This window comes from Flavobacterium alvei (assembly GCF_002920895.1).
In the GTDB taxonomy this organism is placed as follows: Bacteria; Bacteroidota; Bacteroidia; order Flavobacteriales; family Flavobacteriaceae; genus Flavobacterium; species Flavobacterium alvei.
The window spans coordinates 496,159-516,301 of the sequence record NZ_PQVG01000001.1; the positions used below are offsets into that span (position 1 = coordinate 496,159).

The window sequence follows — 20,143 nt, forward strand, 5'->3', positions numbered from 1 at the left end:
TAATGAAGAATTTCAAAAAAACAGAAGCAAAACGATTTAGCTTCATACTTATTTTAGTATTTGCCACAACAGCGATCTTTTCGCAAGGGCGAAAAACAATCAATTTTGACGCCAATTGGCAATTTACAAAAGGAGAAATAGCTGGAGCCGAAAAACTTACATTTAATGACAAAACTTGGAGAACACTCGATGTTCCGCACGATTGGAGTATTGAAGGGCCTTATGATCGTGAAAATCCGTCGGCACGTGGTGGCGGTTATTTGCCAACAGGAATTGGTTGGTATCGCAAAACATTTCAATTAGACGCCGCTGATGCTAATAAAATACTAACCATAGAATTTGATGGCGTTATGGCCAACAGCGATGTATGGATTAACGGAAACCATTTAGGAAAACGTCCGTATGGCTACATCAGTTTTACGTATGATCTTACGCCTTATTTGAACTTTGGAAAAGGAAAAACCAATGTCATAGCGGTTCGAGCTGATAATTCTGTCCAACCTGCTTCTCGTTATTATACTGGTGCTGGAATTTATCGTCACGTACGTTTGGTAGTTGTAAATCCAACACATTTCAAACATTGGGGAACACAAATTACGACTCCAAATGCATCTGCACAAAAAGCGGTTGTGAGCGTTAAAACTGAAATAGAAAACAAAGGAGCAGCTGGAACTTATAAACTGCAAATTGATATTGTTGACAGCAAAGGAAAAATTGTAAAATCTAGCGAAAGTCAAGAAAATATTGCAGCCAATACAACCAGCAATTTAGCCAAAGAAATGGAGGTTCAAAATCCTAAATTATGGGATATTGAAGCACCCAATTTATATACTGTAACTACCAAATTGTATTCCGGAAAAACGCTTATTGATAATGAGACGACTACCATTGGAATCAGAAATGCTGAATTTAGAGCCGATACTGGTTTTTGGTTAAACAATAAGAATTACAAGATAAAAGGAGTTTGCTTGCATCACGATGGTGGAGCGGTTGGCGCTGCAGTTCCGCTTGGAGTTTGGAAAGAACGCTTGAAAAAATTAAAAGAAGTGGGCGTAAACGGCATTCGAACTTCACACAATCCTGTTGCTCCAGAATTTTTGGATTTATGCGATCAAATGGGATTTGTGGTGATGGACGAAACTTTCGACACTTGGACAGCGGCCAAACACAATGGCGAAAAAGGCTATAATTTAATTTTCAAAGAATGGTGGGAACAAGACACCAAAGACATGGTTTTAAGAGACCGAAACCATCCTTCGATAGTTATTTATAGCATTGGCAACGAAGTTCACGATGACCTTAGTTATCCTGAAGGCTTTAAAACCTATAAAATGCAGGAAGATGTTGTTAAAAAACAGGACAATACTAGACCTGTAACTATGGCACTTTTCAGACCCGCCAATTCTAAAGTTTACCTTAGTGGCTTTGCCGATCATATGGAAATTGTGGGTCAAAATTATCGCGAAAACGAACTGATAGCTGCACACGAAGCGCATCCAACTTGGAAAGTTATTGGCACCGAAAACACTCATGTGCTTGTTCAATGGTTGGCATTGCGAGACAAGCCCTATATGGCAGGACAATTTTTATGGACGGGTTACGATTATTTAGGCGAAGCCGATTGGCCAGAAACCACTAACAATCAAGGTTTATTTGACAGAGCCGGAAACTGGAAACAACAATCTTTGCAAAGAGACAGTTGGTGGTCTGAAGAGCCTGTGGTGCACATTGTGAGAAAATCGGATAATGCGGGAGCTGGTGTTTGGGTTGCTGATTGGACGCCGAATGATTTTGACACTTACGACAATGCCAAAGTGAATGTCTATAGCAATTGTGAGGAAGTAGAACTTTTTTTGAACGAGAAATCATTAGGTGCCTTAAAAAAACCTGCCGATGATTCTCCAAGAGAATGGAATGTTACTTTTGAAGCTGGGACGATCAAAGCCATTGGAAAAAACAACGGAAAAATTGTTGCTCAGGAAGAACAGACTTCTGCTGGAAAACCTGCTAAAATTATCTTAACCAAAAGCATTCCAACTTTAGCTAACAATTGGGACGATGTGACATTTATTACCGCAACGATTGTGGACGAAAAAGGAATTAGATGTGCCACTGCCGACAATCAAATTAAATTTACGATTACGGATGCTGGCAAAATTATTGCGGTCGATAATGGAAACATTATCAATCACGATGGGTATCAAGGTCCAGCAACTAGAACTTATCAAGGTACGGCAATTGCTATTATCAAAGCAAACAAAAATAGTGGAACCATTTCACTAAAAGCAACTGCCGAGGGTTTGACATCCGATTCTATTGCAGTTGAAATTGTATCGAAAAAATAACACTATTCAGATTATGAAATTAGTCTAATTTTTACAAACATAATTTCAAAAAAAACACAAAAAAACCGTCTCGAATTATCGGGACGGTTTTTGGTTTTTAGGCTTTGGCTACTTAGCTATTTCCCTTTTTGAAATCAGCTAAGAAAGTAGCTAAACCAATATCGGTCAATGGGTGCTTCAACAAACCTTCGATAGCACTCAAAGGACCTGTGATTACATCCGATCCAATTTTGGCACAATTGATAATGTGCATTACATTACGAACTGATGCAGCTAGAATTTGAGTTTCGTACCCGTAATTGTCATAAATCAATCTGATTTCTTCAATTAAAGCCATTCCATCTGTAGAAATATCATCTAGTCTTCCGATGAAAGGAGACACATAAGTTGCTCCAGCTTTTGCAGCCAATAATGCTTGACCTGCAGAAAACACTAAAGTAACATTGGTTCTAATGCCTTTGTTTGAAAAATATTTACATGCTTTAACTCCGTCTTTAATCATCGGTAGTTTAACCACGATTTGAGGATGCAAAGCAGCAAGCATTTCGCCTTCGGCAACCATTCCTTCAAAATCTGTAGCGATTACTTCGGCGCTTACATCTCCATCTACTAATTCACATATTTTTACATAATGAGCAAGGATATTATCGGCTCCAGTAATTCCTTCTTTCGCCATTAGCGATGGATTAGTCGTTACACCGTCTAAAATTCCAAGATCATTGGCTTCTTTGATGTCTTTTAAATTGGCAGTATCTATAAAAAATTTCATTTCTTTTTGGGTTTATTTTTGATTAATTATTTACTTTCTTGAATGTATTTTAGGATTTCTTTGCTAGCACTTTCAGGGTTGAAACCGAATTTTTGGTCTAAAACGCTTGCTGGTGCTGAATAACCAAAATGACCCAGTCCGATCACTTTTCCGCTATCGCCAATTAACCCTTCAAGGTTTACAGGAAGTCCCGCAGTAAGGCCGAAAACTAATTTTCCTTTAGGAATTACGCTTTCTTGGTAAGCTGCAGATTGTTGTTTGAACAAACCTTCTGAGATAATAGAAGCTACATTTACTTTTAGGTTATTCTCTTTCTCCAAAATAACAGCAGCATCCATAAGTGTTGCAACTTCAGAACCGTTAGCGAATAAAGTAATATCAGGATTTGCAACTGATTTTACTAAATATCCTCCTTTGTTAGCTTCGGTAGCCTCTTGGTATCTTGAAGTTCCCATAGCTGGAATGTCTTTGATATTTTGTCTTGAAAGAATCAAAGCCGTAGGAGTTGTTGTGTTTTTCAACGCCATATCCCAAGCAACAGAAGTTTCGATAGCATCGGCAGGACGAAGTGCTAGTAAACTTTGGTGACCTGAATGGTTTTTGATTTTTTCCATCAAACGCATTTGCGCTTCTTGCTCAATTGGTTGATGTGTTGGCCCGTCTTCACCTACTCTAAATGAATCGTGAGTCAAGACATATTTTACTGGCAATTCTTGAATAGCTGCCAATCGAATCGCTGGTTTCATATAATCTGAAAACACAAAGAAAGTAGCTACAACTGGAACAACACCTCCGTGAAGAGCGATTCCGTTTGCGATAGCAGTCATTGTTAATTCAGCAACTCCGGCTTGTAAAAAAGCTCCTTTGAAGTTGTTTTTTTGCAAAACAGTAGTTTTTTTCAAGAAACCATCTGTTTTATCACTGTTAGATAAATCTGCCGAAGAAACGATTACGTTTTCAAGGTTTTCGGCCAAATATCCTAAGACTATAGAAGAAGCTTCTCTAGTAGCTACATTTGCTTTTTGAACCACTTGGCTTAAATCTAAATCAGGTAATTTTCCAGAAAGGAACATTTCCATTTTTTGAGCTAAAGCTGGATTAGCTGTTTTCCAAATAGCAATAGTTGCTTTTTTAACAGCAGCATCAGCCACTTTTTTAGCTAAAACTTCAGTATAATATGTCTGAACTTCTTCATAAATATCGAAAGAACTTTCTGGATTGGCTCCAAGATTGATTAAGGTTTGTTTGAAATCAGCTTTGGTATCACCAATTGGCTTTCCGTGCAATTCACATTCTCCTTCATACATATCTCCGTTTGCCAAAACGCAACCTTTACCCATAATGGTTTTACCAATAATTAAGGTTGGTTTTTCTGATTCAGCATTGGCATCGTCTAATGCTTTACGAATTTGAGCGTGATCGTGACCATCAATTGTGATTACTTTCCATCCCCAAGCTTCGTATTTTTTAGCAGTATCTTCAGATGTAACTTCATCCGTCATAGAAGAAAGTTGCACATCATTTGAATCATAGAACATAATAAAGTTGTTCAACCCTAAATGTCCTGCTATACGACCAACACCTTGCGAAATTTCTTCTTGCACACCACCATCAGTGATGAAACCATAAATGGTATGAGTAAAAAGACTTTCGAATCTAGCGTCTAGGAATTTGGCAGCAATTGCAGCTCCAACTCCCATTGCGTGTCCTTGCCCAAGTGGTCCAGATGTGTTTTCGATTCCTCTAAGAACATCAACTTCAGGGTGTCCTGGAGTTACTGAACCCCATTGTCTGAAATTTTGTAAATCTTCTTTAGAATAATTTCCTAATAAACTATATTGTGCATACATCAAAGCAGATAAATGTCCCGCATCCATAAAGAAACGATCTCTAAAAGGCCAGTTCATTTCAGTTGGATCAAAATTCAAATATTCGGTATAAAGAATGTGTAAGAAATCAGCACCTCCCATTGCGCCTCCAGGGTGACCTGAATTTGCTTTTTCAACCATTGATATGGCTAAAGCTCTGATGTTGTCAGCAGCTAAATTGTCAATTTGTTTGTTCATTTTTTCTATTATAATTTATTGTTTTTATTCTCAATTCACATTGTATATCACCAAAATAGATAATAAGTGTGAAAAATACATTTACAAATGTAGCCAAATTAATAATACAAAATCAAAAAAAAATTCGTTCTCTTTTTGTCTAAAAAACAGAAGCTATGATAATGCAAATAAATTGATAGATTTTATACGTTCTTTATTTGTTTTCTAAAACACAGAAATCTGAGTTGGAAGAAGAAATAAAAAAATCAATAATTTAGAAACAGTTGCGTTGGATTATCAACAAATTTTTATGCAACTACTGCTGCTAAAAATTCATTTTTTAAACGGGGCAAAAATAAACAAATTAGTCTTTATAACGGTCAAAAAAAGCATAATAATTACTAAAAAACGGCTTTTTATTCTAAAAAAACAAAACCTCTTTACGTTTAAAATCAGCGATTAACAACTTGTTTTTTTAATGATTTCGAACAACTTATCGAAACGAAATCGATTTTTCAGAACCTAATCACTTGTGTTTTTTGCTAAATTCCAAACAAAACATCAATATTATTATTGTAATCAAAAAAAATAAAACAAAATATCTTTTGTGTATCAAAATATTTTATAGTTTTGTTAAACAATCGATTGTTTTATGCAATCGTTTGTTTTAATAAAATCTATTAATTTAACAACCATTAAAAAACTAAAAATCATGATTAAAAAATTACTTTTTCTACTTGTAACGGTAACTTGTACATCATTTACAATGAGTGCACAGAATTTATTATTAAACAGCACTCTTGAAGCTGGAACTGGAGACAGTTTTACCAATTGGTCAAGAACCTCTGGACAAACAAATTTAACGGCTGAAACTGTTAATGTTCATGGAGGCGTTAGAGGTCTAAAAGCTGTTTCGATGGGAACTAACGAATGGGATGTACAGCTCCAGAGTGATGCCGTTACCACAGTAGTTGGTACTAGTTATGAAGTGACTTATTGGATTAAATCTGTTGGCGGTGCTAGTACTATCCGTTTATCTACTGTTAGTTCTGGAGGAAATGCTTATGGTGCTGCTACTACAATTGGAACAGCTTGGCAACAAATCTCTTATTCATTTACCGCTAATTCAACCTCAACAAAAATTAGTTTCGATATGGGAAAAAGCACTGACACATTTTATATAGATGACATTGAAATGTATTCTTTGACAAAAAACAATATAGTAAATGGTGGTTTTGAAACCACTCCGGGTGCTTCTGGAAATGTATTTGCCAATTGGAATGCTACTAATGGTGCTGCACAAATGACACAAGAATTGACCCAATTCCGTTCAGGAGCTAGTGCTTTGAAAGCGATTTCTACTGGCGCCAACGAATACAATGTTCAACTACAAACAGACAACGTAACTACTGTAATAGGAAGAAGTTATGAAGTAGCCATTTGGATTAAATCTGTTGGTGGAGCTAGTAAAATGCGTTTATCAACTTCAGGAGGAACAGCTGTTTACGGAAACTCAACTACTATTGGCACAAGCTGGCAAAGATTAGCTTTGGTCTTCAAAGCTACTGCTACTGCCACAAAATTAAGTTTGGATTTAGGAAAAAGCACAGAAACATTTTATATTGATGATGCCTCTTTTAATGAAGCTCAAACTGTTCCATTGAAAACAGAAGCATTTGCTAAAAATGATAAAATCGTTTTCTATCCAAACCCAGTTACCGATAATTTGAATATTAGCTCAGAAACAGCTATCAAATCAGTATCGATTATCGATCTTAGTGGAAAAACAGTAAAAAAAGTTAAGAGTGCAGATGCTATTGAAACTGTTAATTTATCTGATTTAAGTCATGGCATGTATATTATTTCTACAGACACTAACAAACAATTTAAGTTTTTGAAAAACTAAAAAAGAAAGTATTTAATAAGCAATATTTGAAACAGTGGTAAGCATAAAGTTTACCACTGTTTTTTTTACCTATAACTATCCCAATACAAGCTTTAACTAAAGTAATTTGTTTGGCATTATTGGATTTAAATGCTGAACAGTTGCCATTACACCATCCATTTGTGCCAAAGCAAACATTCGACCGTGAAACGAATATCCTGGATTATAGCCTTTGTCTTCGTCACCCAACATCATTCGACCGTGATCGACTCGCATTGGTAATTTTGTATTTTCAGCTTCAAAAATAGAAACCAATTCTATCAAATGTCCACGACCTTCTAGATGGGAAGCCTCAATGAAATTACCTCCTTCTAAGGCTTCGGTACTTCTTAAATGCACAAAATGGGTTCGTGATGCAAATTTCCTTGCCAACTCAGGAACATTATTCCGGATACCTGTACTCAACGAACCTGCACAAAACGTTAATCCGTTATGCGGATTATCAACGGTGTTCAAAATCCATTGAATGTCTTCTTCATTGGTAACAATTCGTGGCAAACCGAGCATTTGAAACGGTGGATCGTCAGGATGAATGCACATATTAATACCATATTGTTCGCAAACTGGCATAATCCGATTTAAGAAATAACGCAAGTTTTCACGCAATTCATTTTTATCGATATTGTCATAAACTGCTAGTAGTCTATTGAATATTGCCACAGGATTTTGGTCTCCTGCTTTTATATTTCCATTAATGAAGCCTTGTGTTTTTACAATAATAGTGTCTATCAATTGTTGTTTTTCGGCTTCAGTAATAGTTTTATCTAGTTCGTAAACCTTAGCCAATTCTTCATTTGTATAATCCTTATCGGCGCTTTTTCGATTCAGGATTAAAATGTCGAAATAAGCAAATTTGATTTTATCGAAAAACAAAGTCGAAGTGCCGTCTTCTAATTTATACTCTAAGTCGGTTCGAATCCAATCGATAACGGGCATGAAATTATAACAAATGGTTTTCAAACCTGATTTTCCAAGATTTTCAAGACTTATAATATAGTTGTCAATTAATTGGTCTCTATTGGGCGCATTGTTTTTTATGCCTTCGCTCACTGGAAGACTTTCTACAACCGACCAGCGCAAGCCTGCATTTTCGATATAATTTTTCAAATCCAAAATGGCATCTTCCGTCCAGATTTCACCATTCGGAATATCGTGCAATGCAGAAACAATGCCTTCTACTCCAATTTGGCGAAGCATCGATAAAGCTATTTTATCCTTTTTGCCAAACCATCTCCAAGTTTTTTCCATAATTATACGCCGCTAAATGCACTAAAACCACCATCTACTGGCAACACTACTCCTGTAATAAAACTCGCAGCATCGCTACACAAAAACTGAACAGTTCCGTTTAATTCCGCAATATCTCCAAAACGCCCCATTGGCGTTTTTGCTAATACTTTTTTACTTCTATCTGTGAGCGAACCATCCTCATTAATAAGAACTCTACGGTTTTGGTCACCAATAAAAAAACCTGGCGCCAAGGCATTTACACGAATTCCATCGCCATATTTCAGGGCCATTTCAGTAGCCAACCATTGGGTAAAATTGCTAATTCCAGTTTTCGCAACCGAATATCCTGGCACTCGAGTTATGGCCGAATAAGCTGCCATGGATGACATATTGATGATATTACCACTTTTTTGTTTCGACATAACGCGACCAAAAACCATACTAGGAAAAACGGTTCCGTTTAAGTTTAAATTGGTTACTTTATCCCAATCGCTAATTTTCATATCAAAAAATTCTTGGTCGGGCATTAGTGTCGCACCTGGCAAATTTCCGCCTGCTATATTTAATAAAATATCTATTCGCTCCCATTTTGCTACTACTTCTTTGGCTACATTTTCTAAGCTCTCTATATCAAGGACATTACCCACAACTCCAATAATATCAGTTCCAAAAACAGAAAGTTCCGCTACTCTTTTATTAAGGTTTTCTTCGTGTATATCAATAGCTACCACTTTTGCTCCAGCTTGTAAAAAACTCTTGGCAATACTTCCTCCTAAAACTCCACCAGCTCCAGTAATTATGGCTACTTTTCCTTTAATACTAAATGCATCATTCATACTTGTTCTTTTAAAAATTTACCAACAAATTTAACCAATAGTAATGCTAATTATTTTTACTAAATTTGCATATACTAATTCTATATTTGCAATTTAAAAGAATTGATTATGAAAACCATAATGAACGAACGACTTTTAATATCGAAGTCAACTCCATTGAATGTTCGTCTATATGATTACAATCATTTCACATATCCTTTGCATTTTCACTCTGAATATGAGATTATTTACATTAAAGAAAGTACTGGAACTAGGTTTATTGGCAACAACATTACGAAATATGAAGCTGGAGATATATTGCTAATTGGCTCCAATTTACCTCATTTTTTAAAGAGTGATGATGTCTATCATGAAGGAAATGAAGCTCTAAGAGTAAAAGGTACCATTATTCATTTTGAAAAAGAATTTATGTATCATGCCATCCATCATTATCCGCATTTTGTTAAAATAAAAAATCTTCTTCATGAATCGCAAAGAGGTATCTATTTTGCCAGAGGTAGTTCTCAAAAATTGCAGGAGTTATTAGAAAAAATTCCTTTGCAAGATGGAATAAATCAATTGATGCTGTTTTTAGAAATTCTCAAAGAAATGTCTGAAACAGACAACCGAAAAACCATTTCGACCACCGATTTTGTTGACGAAACCCAGTATGACACGCTAAGAATTGATAAAGTAATTTCGTTTTTAAATCAAAATTATACGCGCACTATTAGCCTTGAAGAAATTGCTTCATTTGCTGCTATGAATACTACTGCATTTTGTCGTTATTTTAAAAGCAAAACAGGAAAATCATTTAAAAACTACATTTTAGATATGCGAATTGGTTATGCTTGCAAACTATTGTTGATGGAAGATATCGGTATTTCGATGATTAGTAGTAAATGTGGTTTTGAAACCCTTTCGCATTTCAATAAAAATTTCAAAAAAAATACAGGTCATGTGCCTTCGCAATATCGAAAGTTGATGTTGAGCAAATAGTAAAACTGACAATCCTTTATTCTTGCAATTTGTCACACTGGAATAGAATATTTGTAGAGCATAAGAATCTTGCAACTCTATAAAACCAAAAACCCTGAAAGTTTCCTTTCAGGGTTTTAGAACTACTAAACTAATTTAAAAAACCAAATCATTTTAAATTATTTCGCTACTAAACAAACAGTGTGTTTAGTTTATTTTTACTTTACAGAGAATTTAAAAGTAGTTTTTGTTTTATAATTCTCTCCCGGATTTAATACTGTTGTCGGGAAATCTTTTTGATTTGGAGAATCTGGATAATGCTGTGTTTCTAAACACAATCCTGTTCTGTGAGCATAGGTTCCGCCGTTTCGCATTGGTAAAGTTCCATCTAAGAAGTTTCCAGTATAAAGCTGAATTCCTGGTTGGTCAGAATACACTTCAAGCAACCTTCCGCTTTTAGCATTATAAGCCGAAGCTGCAAATCGGAATCCTTTATCTTGATTGTTCAACACCCAGCAGTGATCGTATCCTAATCCTTTTTTCAATTGATCGTCTTTTACTTCAATGTCTTTTCCGATTACTCTAGGTTTTCTAAAATCGAAAGGTGTATTGGCTACATCCATCAATTTACCTGTTGGAATCAAATCAGCATCAACTGGAACTAATTTGTCAGCATCAATTACAACCTCATCATCCAAGATAGTTTTTGTAAAATCTCCAGAAAGGTTAAAATAAGAGTGTTGCGTTAAGTTTACGATCGTTTTCTTGTCGGTAGTTGCTTCATAAAGAACGTCTAAAGCGTTGTCTTTATTTAAAGTATAAGTAACAAAAACAGTTAGGTTTCCAGGATATCCTTCTTCCATATCTTTGCTTACATACTTCAATTTCAAAGTCGCAACATCTCCACCTTTTGCCTCCTCAGCAGTCCAAATTACTCTGTGAAACCCTTCTGGTCCACCGTGCAAAGCATTTTTACCATTGTTGATTGCCAATTGATATTCTTTTCCATCAAGACTGAATTTACCTTTTGCAATTCGGTTTCCGTATCTTCCGATAAGAGCTCCAAAATAAGGATTGTCTTTGGTGTATTGTGTCAAATTATTAAACCCAATTACCACTTCTTCTGAAGCACCTGCTTTGTTTGGCACTTTTAATGACGTAATAATTCCGCCATAAGTCATAATATTAACTTCCATTCCTTTTTGGTTTTTAAGCGTGTAAACATCTACTTTTTTTCCATCAGGAGTTGTTCCGTATTCCTTTTTTTCTATTGATACACTATCCATTTTTTGTGTGGTATTTTCTTGTTTTTCGTCTTTTTCTTTGCCTTTACACTGAACATTTAAAAATGCCAAACTCAGTATTGCAAATCCACAAATATAACGCTTTACTACATTCATAATTATTTTGGTTTTTTGGTTACTTGTTAATAGGTCAAAAGTTTGAAAATTTCAAAACATACTGTTTTTAGACCTTCAAACTTTTGATTTTTTACTTATTTATAGACTGTTCTGAAACAAGTGGTAGTAAGCTTCGTTCGCATTCAAAGTATCTTTGAAGTTGCGAATTTTAGTGTCGTTATCAATAACCACCAATTCGATTCCGGCGATATCGGCAAAATCTTCCATAAATTCAGTTGTTACGGCTTGGCTGTAAACGGTGTGGTGAGCTCCACCAGCAAGAATCCAAGCAGTGGCTGCAATGTCAAGGTTTGGTTTACAATCCCACAATACACGTGCTACTGGTAATTTTGGCAAATCGGCCATTGGTTTTACTGCTGTTACTTCGTTTACAATTAAACGGAAACGAGTTCCCATATCTACCAATGATACATTAATAGCATCACCAGCTGGAGAATTGAATACCAAACGAACTGGATCTTCTTTTCCTCCAATTCCTAATGGATGAATTTCGCAAGAAGGTTTTCCGTCCGTGATTGAAGGACAAATTTCTAACATATGCGAACCTAATACATATGATTTTTCAGGTGTGAAGTGATAAGTATAATCTTCCATAAAAGAAGTTCCACCTTCAAGACCGATGTTCATTACTTTCAACACACGAACCATCGCCGCTGTTTTCCAGTCGCCTTCGCCACCAAAACCGTAACCATCGGCCATAAGACGTTGGGTTGCAATTCCTGGTAATTGTTTTAATTCGCCCAAGTTTTCGAAAGTATCTGTAAAAGCACCAAAACCACCTTCTTCAAGGAAAGCTCTCAAACCTAATTCGATTTTGGCAGCATCCAATAATGATTGTCTTTGCTCTCCACCTTTTTGCAATTTGGGAGCTAAAGTGTATGATTCTTCATAAACGGCTACTAAGGCATCAACTTGTGCATCGGTAACCAGTTTCATTTTGTTTATAATATCCGAAGAGTCATATCCGTTTACGGACATTCCAAAACGAATTTGAGCTTCCACTTTGTCACCGCAAGTAACGGCAACTTCACGCATATTGTCTCCAAAACGCGCTACTTTCAAGTTTTGCATTTCGTCCCAACCTAAAGCTACTCTAGACCAGTTTCCTAATTTAGTAATTACTCTGTTGTCTTGCCAGTGTCCTACAATTACTTTGCGTTTTTTGCGCATTCTAGACATAATGTAACCAAACTCTCTGTCACCGTGAGCCGATTGATTCAAGTTCATAAAGTCCATATCGATGCTTGCCCAAGGAATTTCGGCATTGTATTGGGTGTGCAAATGGCATAATGGTTTTTTAAGAATACTTAATCCATTAATCCACATTTTGGCTGGAGAAAAGGTGTGCATCCAAGCAATGATACCAATACAATTTTTATTAGCATTGGCTTCCAAACAAATGTCTGTAATTTCAGCAGGCGATTTTGCCACCGATTTGTAAATCACTTTTACGGGAACAGAAGCAGATGCATCAATTCCTTTTGCAATTTCTTGCGAATGTACCGCAACTTGTTTTAAAGTTTCTTCACCATATAAATTTTGGCTTCCTACTACGAACCAAATTTCTTTTTTTGAAATATCTATCATTATTTTTTGTTTAATCGTTATCTTTTTATTTATGTAATCTGCAATCTAAAATCTGCAATCTAAATTCTAAAATTTATTGTCCGTAATACGAATCTTTACCGTGTTTACGTTCGTAATGTTTTTTAATCAAGGAATCCTTCAATCGAGGGGCATTTGGGTTTATCAATTGCGTTAAATGTGCCATTTCGGCAACTACTTCTAGAACTTTAGAATTGTACACTGCTTTGGCAGCATTTTTTCCCCAAGCAAATGGACCGTGATTGCCAATCAAAATCATTTCTACTTCTTCGTATGAAAGGTTTTTCTCTTTGAAACAATCCAAAATTTGGATTCCGGTATTGTGCTCGTAATTTCCTTCAATAAGTGCGTCACTCATTGGCGGAGCACAAGGAATATCAGCAGTTAAATGGTCAGCGTGAGTGGTTCCAAAAATTGGAATATCTCTTTGAGCTTGTGCCCAAGCCACCGAATAAGTAGCGTGAGTGTGGGCAACTCCACCGATGTTTGGCCAATTTTTGTATAAATAAGCGTGCGTTTTGGTGTCAGATGACGGACGCATTGTTCCTTCTATAATGTTGTTGTCGAAATCAACAATTACAATATCTTCAGGTTTCAATTCTTCATAAGCCACACCGCTAGGTTTGATGGCAAAAACACCATTTTCTCTGTCAACGGCACTTACGTTTCCAAAAGTGTAAACTACTAAATTCAAGGCGTTCAGTTCCATATTGGCCTCGTAGCATTCTTGTTTTAAAGCTGCATATTTTGAACTCATTCTAGGTGTTTTATTTTGTTATACTTTCGATAAACTGGGCTAAATCAGAATAAGAATCCATCAATTCTTGATAAGCTTCTATTTGGTCGGCTTGTGGGAAATATTCGCTTTCGAAATCGCTTCCCATTTTTTTGCTGGCTTCAATCACGTTGGGATAAATTCCGGCTGCAACAGCTGCATAAATCGCTGCTCCCAAGGCTGGTGCTTGATCCGAAGCACAAACTTTGATGGGTTTGTTCAACACATTGGCCAAAGTTTGCATAATAAATGGTGATTTTCTGGCCACGCCTCCAATACCGATTACGCTGTCGATTCTCACGCCTTCTTCTTCAAAACGATCTACGATTTTTTTGGAACCAAAACAAATTGAATTGATTAAAGCTTTGAAAATATGTGGTGCTTTTGTTCCTAATGAAATATTTGAAATGGCACTTTTTAGTCCTTGATTGGCATCTGGAGTTCTTCTTCCGTTTACCCAATCCAAGGCAGTAGGAATGCTTTCTGATAAAGGAATAGCTTGCGCTTGTTCGGTTAAGGTTTTGATGAAATTAGACTCCACTTCAACTTTCAATTGTGCTTTTTGTTCAGCAGACAAAACATTTGAAGTGTAAACTAAATTGTCCAAAGGCCAAGCTAATGTTTCTTTGAACCAAGCCAAAACATCGCCAAAAGCAGATTGCCCAGCCTCCAAACCAATATAACCTGGAATTACTGAACCATCTACTTGTCCACAAATTCCTTTCACACATTTGCTTCCGATAATTTCTTTGGTCGAAACTAAAATATCACAAGTGGAAGTACCCATAACGCGAACCAAAGTGTTTTCGTCAATTTTGGCTCCAACAGCTCCTGAATGTGCATCAAAAGTTCCTACGGCAATTATGGTATCTGTTGTAAGTCCTAATTTGGTTGCCCACTCTTGGTTCAAGGTTCCGGCTACAACATCAGATGTGTAAGTTGCATCGTATAAATCTCCTCGAAGTTGTGCCAAATACGGGTCTAATTTTTCTAAAAATTCCACTGGTGGCAAACCGTTCCAGTCTTCGTGCCACATGGCTTTGTGTCCGGCTGCACAACGACTTCTTTTGAATGATTTTAAATCTTTATCGTCAATCAATAAATAGGTCATTAAATCGCAATGTTCCATCCAAGTATGAGTGGCCTTTTTTACGGCTTCGTCTTCACGGGTTACGTGCAATACTTTTGCCCAAAACCATTCAGACGAATAAATTCCACCTTCGTATTTGGTGAAATCAATTCCTCCCCAATTAGCAGCCAATTCATTGATTTCGTTGGCTTCGCTTATAGCGGTATGATCTTTCCACAATACCATCATAGCGTTTGGATTGTGCTCAAAACCTTTAGTCAAAGCTAATGGAGTTCCATCGGCAGTAACTGGAATTGGCGAAGAACCCGTGGTATCAATACAAATACTTTTGATTTGCGAAGGTGCTACTTTCGAAGCAGTAACAACCGCTTTTATGGTAGATTCCAAGCCTTCGATATGATCCAAAGGATGTTGGCGAAATTGATTTATTGAAGCATTGCAATATTCTTTATTGCTCCATCTTTTGTAATGGCAAACATCTGAGGCCAACTCTTGACCATTTTCGGTATCTATCAAAACGGCACGAACAGAGTCTGAACCGTAATCTAATCCTATAACGTAATTTTTCATTCTTAATTCTTTAATTGCAACTACAAATATAATATAAAATATTTTACAAGTGTGTTAAAAACACTTAATTTAATTTACCAGCTTCATTTTTGCAAAATTCTTAAAAACTAGTTCGTATTAAATCTTTCTAACAATTCAATTAAAATTCAAATATTGGCTTGCCTTCCTCATTAAATTTTACGACCATAACCCTTGCATGCCTGTTTGGGTCGTATAAAGGATCGCCAACAATTTTTTCATAATCTCTAGCATGGTAAATACTCAATGGAGTTACCCCATCTTCTGCAACCGTAAAGCTATTATGGCCAGGTCCGAATATCTTCTTTTCATAATCTGTTGCTAATACTGGATATCTTGATTTTTTCCAAGAGTTTCTATCTAATAAATCGGAGTTTTGATCAGCTTCCATCATACCCATACAATAACACGCACCTGTGGCACTTGCTGAAAACGTGATATAAATTTTCTCATTATTTTTTATAACAGCTGGTCCTTCATTTACCCAAAAATCAATTCTTTCCCAATCATAATCAGGTGTTGTAAGCATAAATTGAGCTGTTTTCAGCTTAATTGGCGATTCCATTTCGGCCAAATACAAATTGGAAGCGGCAAATTGTCCGCCAGTTTTTTCGGCCCAACAGAAATATCTTTTTCCGTTATTTTCAAAAACGGTTCCATCCAACGAAAAATCAACAAAAGTCTTCAAATCACCATCAGCAGCTTGCATCTGCCCCAATTCAATCCATTCATCATTTAAAGGATCTTGCCCCTTACATTCAAGCACATAAGGTCTTAATTTCCAGATATCATCTACTTCGCTAGCTGCAAAATAAACATACCATTTTCCATCTAAATAATGTATTTCAGGTGCCCAAACATGTTGGCTCATGGGACCTGAATCGTGTTTTTTCCAAATCTTAAATGTTTCAGCTTCTTGCAGTTCATTTAAAGTTTTGGATCTTCTTATTTCAACCGAATCATAGGAAGGCACAGAACCTGTAAAATAATAATACCCGTCTGAGTGTTTGTAAACAAACGGATCAGCCCGTTGTTCAACAATAAGGGAATTTTTTCTAGTTAAATCCATTTTTATATATTCAATTTCTTTTTTATAGTTTCATAATATTCATCGGTAATTTTATAGCGAAACATAAGTCCTCCCATAATCACGTGGAATACCCCTGGAATAATTGTTAGCATTAGCGCCAGACCGATTAATGCTGATTCTCCTTGAACACCATCGGGATTGTAACTAAAAAAGTCTAGTAAATATCCCACCAATGCTCCTGCAACTCCCATACCTGCCTTTTGAGCAAAAGAAATTCCTCCAAACGAGAGTCCAGAAACACGTTTGCCTGTTTCAGCGTGACCATAATCTACTGCTTCTGCAATAGCTGACCAGAATACTGGTGCATGCAAATCGACAACAAAAGATAGTATAAAATAAAGTACATAGGCCATTGCCATATCACCTGGTTTTACCGCAAAATACATTACTAAACTTATGGCTCCAACGGCCAGTTGCGTATATTTAAAAAGTTTGACTTTACAGTAATGTTTTGTAATATAGGTAGAAACTGGCATCGCTAAAATTGCTGCTGTTACACCTGTTGCCATAAAAGTGGACTGCACACTTGCATCACCTCCAAGGAAATATTTAGCATAGAAAATGGCTACCGATCCACGAATTACATAACCAACAGTTCCAAAGAAGCAAACACCAAATAAAACGGTCCATTGCCCATTTTTGAAAAGTAATTTTAATTGCTCAGAAACTGGTTTTTTATCTACTTCGTGTTCCACTCGCTCTTTGGTCGTAAAAAAGCAAGCTAAAAATAGAATCGTCCCCAGAAGAGCCATAATTCCCATAGCTAATTGATATCCTCTTGCCAAATCATTTTTACCCATTTTTTCGGCCAAAATAGGCACCACTATTGACACTAGAAAAGCGGCGATTTTTGCAAAGAAAAGTCGATATCCGTTGGCAGACAAACGCTCCTTTGAATCACTCGTCAGCACACCAATCAAAGAAATGTATGGGATTGTTACCGAGGTAAACATTAGATTTACAAAAATGTAAGTGACATATGCATAAATCAATTTTCCTGTATAATCAAACTCAGGAGTGGTAAAAGTCAAAAAAACAGAGAGTCCGAAAGGCACAGACAAGAAAAGAAAATAGGGTCTGTAGCGCCCCCACTTTGTGGTAAATTTGTCGGTTATCAGTCCCATTACAGGATCAGCAATTGCATCAATAAATCTTACTAAAAGAAATAATAATGCCATGTCTTTGGGTTTTAAGCCAAAAATATCTGTATAAAAAAACGTGATGATAAGAAACATCGAAGAGATTACGACATTCACTGCTGCATCGCCTGATCCATACCCGATTTTTTCGAGGAAGCTTAATTTTTGATTGTTAGATTTCATATATGTAATTTTTATTTTTTATAGGTCATATATGTTATCGCCTTTTATTTTTGGTGTTTGCTTATGCAAACTTTTTGTTAGTGGCGATTTCATAAATTATATTCTAAATGTTTTAAATATTCAGCAGATAAATGACCCTCACTTCTGCCGTTTTAGTTTAATTATTCTATTTTTCTGGAATCCAAACTTTCATTTTTCCGACACCTCTATTCGACCAAGAATAATAGGGAATTGCTTTAAAGTTTTTGGTTTGAATAGTGTTTACACCTTCTAAAAGTGTTGGTTCTTTGGTCACTTTAAAAGTGTCGTTTGCATCAATTGTGATTTTATCGAAAGCAGTTGGATTGTCAATTTCTTCTATAGCATAAACGATTGGACCATATTCTAAAGACACTTTTCCTTTGTTGCCTTCTACTTTTTCATTGGTCACCACTTTTTTCACTTCCATTGGGAGATTCATTTCTATGATTTCTCCTTTTTTCCATTTTCGGCTGATGGTGATGTATCCTTTATCTTCTTTAAATTCGAAAGGTTTTCCGTTTATCTTCAGGAGCACTTTTGCGGAAGCTGAAGTTGCATAACCGTATAAATCTCCCGGCAAAACTTGGTTTCTGGCCCATCCCGGAATTCTTAACTTGACCGTGAATTCGCTTTCCTTTTTTGGCCAAACTGTTATTGCGACATTACCATCCCAAGGGTAATTGGTTTGTTGTACGATTCGTAATTCGGTTTTGTCCAATGCAATATTCGCCGTATTCGAAGCGTATAAATTTACATAAAGCACGTCTTTGTTTGTAGAATAAATCAGACCCGGAATCGAAGGAATAAATCGAATTAAATTGGTTGGGCAACAAGAGCAATCAAACCAAGATTGACGGGTGCATTCGCCACGATTGAATTTATAAACTCCATCCGATTCCAAAGCATTTGGATAAAAGAATTTTTTTCCATCTAATGATAATCCAGAAATCAATCCGTTGTATAAAGAGCGCTCAATCACATCAAAATAATCAGAATTTCCAGAAATATTGTGCAGTCTGTGGTTCCAATAAACATTGCCAATAGCAGCGCAAGTTTCGTTGTAAGCGGTAAGATTTGGTAATTCGTAGTTCTCTCCAAAGGCTTCTCCATCGTGTTTTGCACCAATGCCTCCAGTGATATACATTTTTTTGTTGACTACATTTTCCCATAAACTATTTACGGCTTTGTAGTATTCAGCATTGTTTTCAATTGCAGCTATATCAGTCATTCCGGCATACATATAAACGGCTCTCACAGCGTGACCTACGGCTTCTTTTTGTTGAATAACAGGAATATCGTCTTGTGAATAAGCACCATATAATTTATGGTTATTTGGGTTTCCTCTGTTATCCAGAAAATATTTGGCCAAATCCAAATAGGCTTTATTTTTTGTGATTTGATACAATTTCACTAAACCTGTTTCCACGATTTGATGCCCTGGAACTCCTTGTACTTGGTCTTTTCCATCTCCGAAAGTTTTAACTAATAAATCAGCATTTTTGATGGCAATATCCAAGAAATTTCTCTTTCCGGTGGCTTCAAAATGTACTACGGCAGCTTCTATCATATGTCCAGAATTGTACAATTCGTGACTGATTTGCAAGGATTCCCAACGTTTTCCTTCGATTACAGGAACCCAAGGCGCTGGCGGTTTGGCTGGATTTATGGTTCTCCAGGTGGTTAAATAGCCATCTTTTTCCTGACCTATTTTGATAATTCCAATGAGAGAATCCAACAATTTTTCGAGTTTTGGATTTGGTTCACTAATCAAGGTATTCGAAGCTCCTTCGATAATTTTATAGACATCCGTATCGTCAAAAGGCATTTGACCTTTAACCGTTCCTTCTTTTTGTTTTCCTGCAATTAGAAAATTGTCCATACGACCTTCTTCCTCACATTTCTGAATGGCGTATTCGATGGTTTTTTCCTGTACTTTTTTTATTATTGGCAACCAAAATTCATCCGTCAATTTCACTTGCTGAATATTTACTGGCGCAATTGTATAGGCTATTTTAGGCACTTCTGTTATTTCTTTCTTGTATGTTTTACAATTAAAAAGTACAAGTGCAAATCCTATGAGCAATATTGTTTTTGTTAGTTTCAT

14 protein-coding genes are annotated in these 20,143 nt (G+C 36.2%); 3 read left to right on the forward strand and 11 right to left on the reverse strand.

Translation table 11 applies throughout. From position 1 onward, the window contains the following. Positions 1–2 precede the first annotated feature (2 nt). Positions 3–2,345 carry a glycoside hydrolase family 2 TIM barrel-domain containing protein gene (locus tag C3L50_RS02100; protein ID WP_103804471.1) on the forward strand — a complete coding sequence of 781 codons (2,343 nt, stop codon included), beginning with the start codon at positions 3–5 and terminating at the stop codon, positions 2,343–2,345. 112 nt (positions 2,346–2,457) lie between these two features. Here C3L50_RS02100 and fsa read toward each other — a convergent pair whose 3' ends face one another. Continuing rightward, positions 2,458–3,114, reverse strand: a complete 657-nt coding sequence (gene fsa, locus C3L50_RS02105) for a fructose-6-phosphate aldolase (RefSeq protein WP_103804472.1) — start codon at positions 3,112–3,114, stop codon at positions 2,458–2,460. A gap of 26 nt (positions 3,115–3,140) precedes the next feature. Then, entirely contained in the window at positions 3,141–5,180 is a 2,040-nt protein-coding gene (locus tag C3L50_RS02110; RefSeq protein WP_103804474.1) for a transketolase family protein, read from the reverse strand. A 691-nt stretch (positions 5,181–5,871) separates the two neighbouring features. On the opposite strand from C3L50_RS02110, the gene C3L50_RS02115 reads away from it, so the two are divergent. Further along, complete coding sequence (locus tag C3L50_RS02115; RefSeq protein ID WP_165783952.1) at positions 5,872–7,065, forward strand: carbohydrate binding domain-containing protein; 1,194 nt, start codon at positions 5,872–5,874, stop codon at positions 7,063–7,065. Positions 7,066–7,161: 96 nt separating this feature from the next. Here the strand turns inward: C3L50_RS02115 and uxuA are convergent, their stop codons facing one another. Both uxuA and C3L50_RS02125 read right to left on the reverse strand, forming a co-directional pair. Next, positions 7,162–8,352: a mannonate dehydratase gene (uxuA, locus tag C3L50_RS02120; RefSeq protein WP_103804477.1), complete on the reverse strand. Its 1,191-nt coding sequence runs from the start codon at positions 8,350–8,352 to the stop codon at positions 7,162–7,164. 2 nt (positions 8,353–8,354) lie between these two features. After that, positions 8,355–9,170 carry an SDR family oxidoreductase gene (locus tag C3L50_RS02125; RefSeq protein WP_103804479.1) on the reverse strand — a complete coding sequence of 272 codons (816 nt, stop codon included), beginning with the start codon at positions 9,168–9,170 and terminating at the stop codon, positions 8,355–8,357. 108 nt (positions 9,171–9,278) lie between these two features. On the opposite strand from C3L50_RS02125, the gene C3L50_RS02130 reads away from it, so the two are divergent. Next, complete coding sequence (locus C3L50_RS02130; protein ID WP_103804481.1) at positions 9,279–10,148, forward strand: AraC family transcriptional regulator; 870 nt, start codon at positions 9,279–9,281, stop codon at positions 10,146–10,148. A gap of 197 nt (positions 10,149–10,345) precedes the next feature. Here the strand turns inward: C3L50_RS02130 and C3L50_RS02135 are convergent, their stop codons facing one another. The 7 genes from C3L50_RS02135 to C3L50_RS02165 form a co-directional block, all read right to left on the reverse strand. Beyond that, on the reverse strand, positions 10,346–11,527 hold the full coding sequence (locus C3L50_RS02135; protein WP_103804482.1) for an aldose epimerase family protein: 1,182 nt from the start codon (positions 11,525–11,527) through the stop codon (positions 10,346–10,348). A 99-nt stretch (positions 11,528–11,626) separates the two neighbouring features. After that, positions 11,627–13,135: an L-arabinose isomerase gene (gene araA / locus C3L50_RS02140; protein WP_103804484.1), complete on the reverse strand. Its 1,509-nt coding sequence runs from the start codon at positions 13,133–13,135 to the stop codon at positions 11,627–11,629. A gap of 73 nt (positions 13,136–13,208) precedes the next feature. Further along, positions 13,209–13,910 (reverse strand): L-ribulose-5-phosphate 4-epimerase, encoded by a 702-nt coding sequence (locus C3L50_RS02145; RefSeq protein ID WP_103804486.1) that lies wholly within the window; start codon positions 13,908–13,910, stop codon positions 13,209–13,211. 10 nt (positions 13,911–13,920) lie between these two features. Next, the gene (locus tag C3L50_RS02150) at positions 13,921–15,588 is read right to left on the reverse strand and encodes a ribulokinase (protein WP_103804487.1); all 1,668 of its coding nucleotides are present in this window, start codon (positions 15,586–15,588) and stop codon (positions 13,921–13,923) included. 139 nt (positions 15,589–15,727) lie between these two features. Further along, positions 15,728–16,675: a glycoside hydrolase family 43 protein gene (locus C3L50_RS02155; RefSeq protein ID WP_103804489.1), complete on the reverse strand. Its 948-nt coding sequence runs from the start codon at positions 16,673–16,675 to the stop codon at positions 15,728–15,730. A 2-nt stretch (positions 16,676–16,677) separates the two neighbouring features. Next, positions 16,678–18,018 (reverse strand): MFS transporter, encoded by a 1,341-nt coding sequence (locus tag C3L50_RS02160; protein ID WP_103804490.1) that lies wholly within the window; start codon positions 18,016–18,018, stop codon positions 16,678–16,680. A 166-nt stretch (positions 18,019–18,184) separates the two neighbouring features. Further along, positions 18,185–20,143 carry a glycoside hydrolase family 127 protein gene (locus C3L50_RS02165; RefSeq protein ID WP_103804669.1) on the reverse strand — a complete coding sequence of 653 codons (1,959 nt, stop codon included), beginning with the start codon at positions 20,141–20,143 and terminating at the stop codon, positions 18,185–18,187.

Coding starts and splice junctions, on each gene's coding strand:
- uxuA (WP_103804477.1), bottom strand. CDS start 8,352: ATGGAAAAAACTTGGAGATGGTTTGGCAAAAAGGATAAAATAGCTTTA.
- C3L50_RS02125 (WP_103804479.1), bottom strand. CDS start 9,170: ATGAATGATGCATTTAGTATTAAAGGAAAAGTAGCCATAATTACTGGA.
- C3L50_RS02145 (WP_103804486.1), bottom strand. CDS start 13,910: ATGAGTTCAAAATATGCAGCTTTAAAACAAGAATGCTACGAGGCCAAT.
- C3L50_RS02130 (WP_103804481.1), top strand. CDS start 9,279: ATGAAAACCATAATGAACGAACGACTTTTAATATCGAAGTCAACTCCA.
- araA (WP_103804484.1), bottom strand. CDS start 13,135: ATGATAGATATTTCAAAAAAAGAAATTTGGTTCGTAGTAGGAAGCCAA.
- C3L50_RS02165 (WP_103804669.1), bottom strand. CDS start 20,143: ATGAAACTAACAAAAACAATATTGCTCATAGGATTTGCACTTGTACTT.
- C3L50_RS02160 (WP_103804490.1), bottom strand. CDS start 18,018: ATGAAATCTAACAATCAAAAATTAAGCTTCCTCGAAAAAATCGGGTAT.
- C3L50_RS02135 (WP_103804482.1), bottom strand. CDS start 11,527: ATGAATGTAGTAAAGCGTTATATTTGTGGATTTGCAATACTGAGTTTG.
- C3L50_RS02100 (WP_103804471.1), top strand. CDS start 3: ATGAAGAATTTCAAAAAAACAGAAGCAAAACGATTTAGCTTCATACTT.
- C3L50_RS02150 (WP_103804487.1), bottom strand. CDS start 15,588: ATGAAAAATTACGTTATAGGATTAGATTACGGTTCAGACTCTGTTCGT.
- fsa (WP_103804472.1), bottom strand. CDS start 3,114: ATGAAATTTTTTATAGATACTGCCAATTTAAAAGACATCAAAGAAGCC.
- C3L50_RS02110 (WP_103804474.1), bottom strand. CDS start 5,180: ATGAACAAACAAATTGACAATTTAGCTGCTGACAACATCAGAGCTTTA.
- C3L50_RS02115 (WP_165783952.1), top strand. CDS start 5,872: ATGATTAAAAAATTACTTTTTCTACTTGTAACGGTAACTTGTACATCA.
- C3L50_RS02155 (WP_103804489.1), bottom strand. CDS start 16,675: ATGGATTTAACTAGAAAAAATTCCCTTATTGTTGAACAACGGGCTGAT.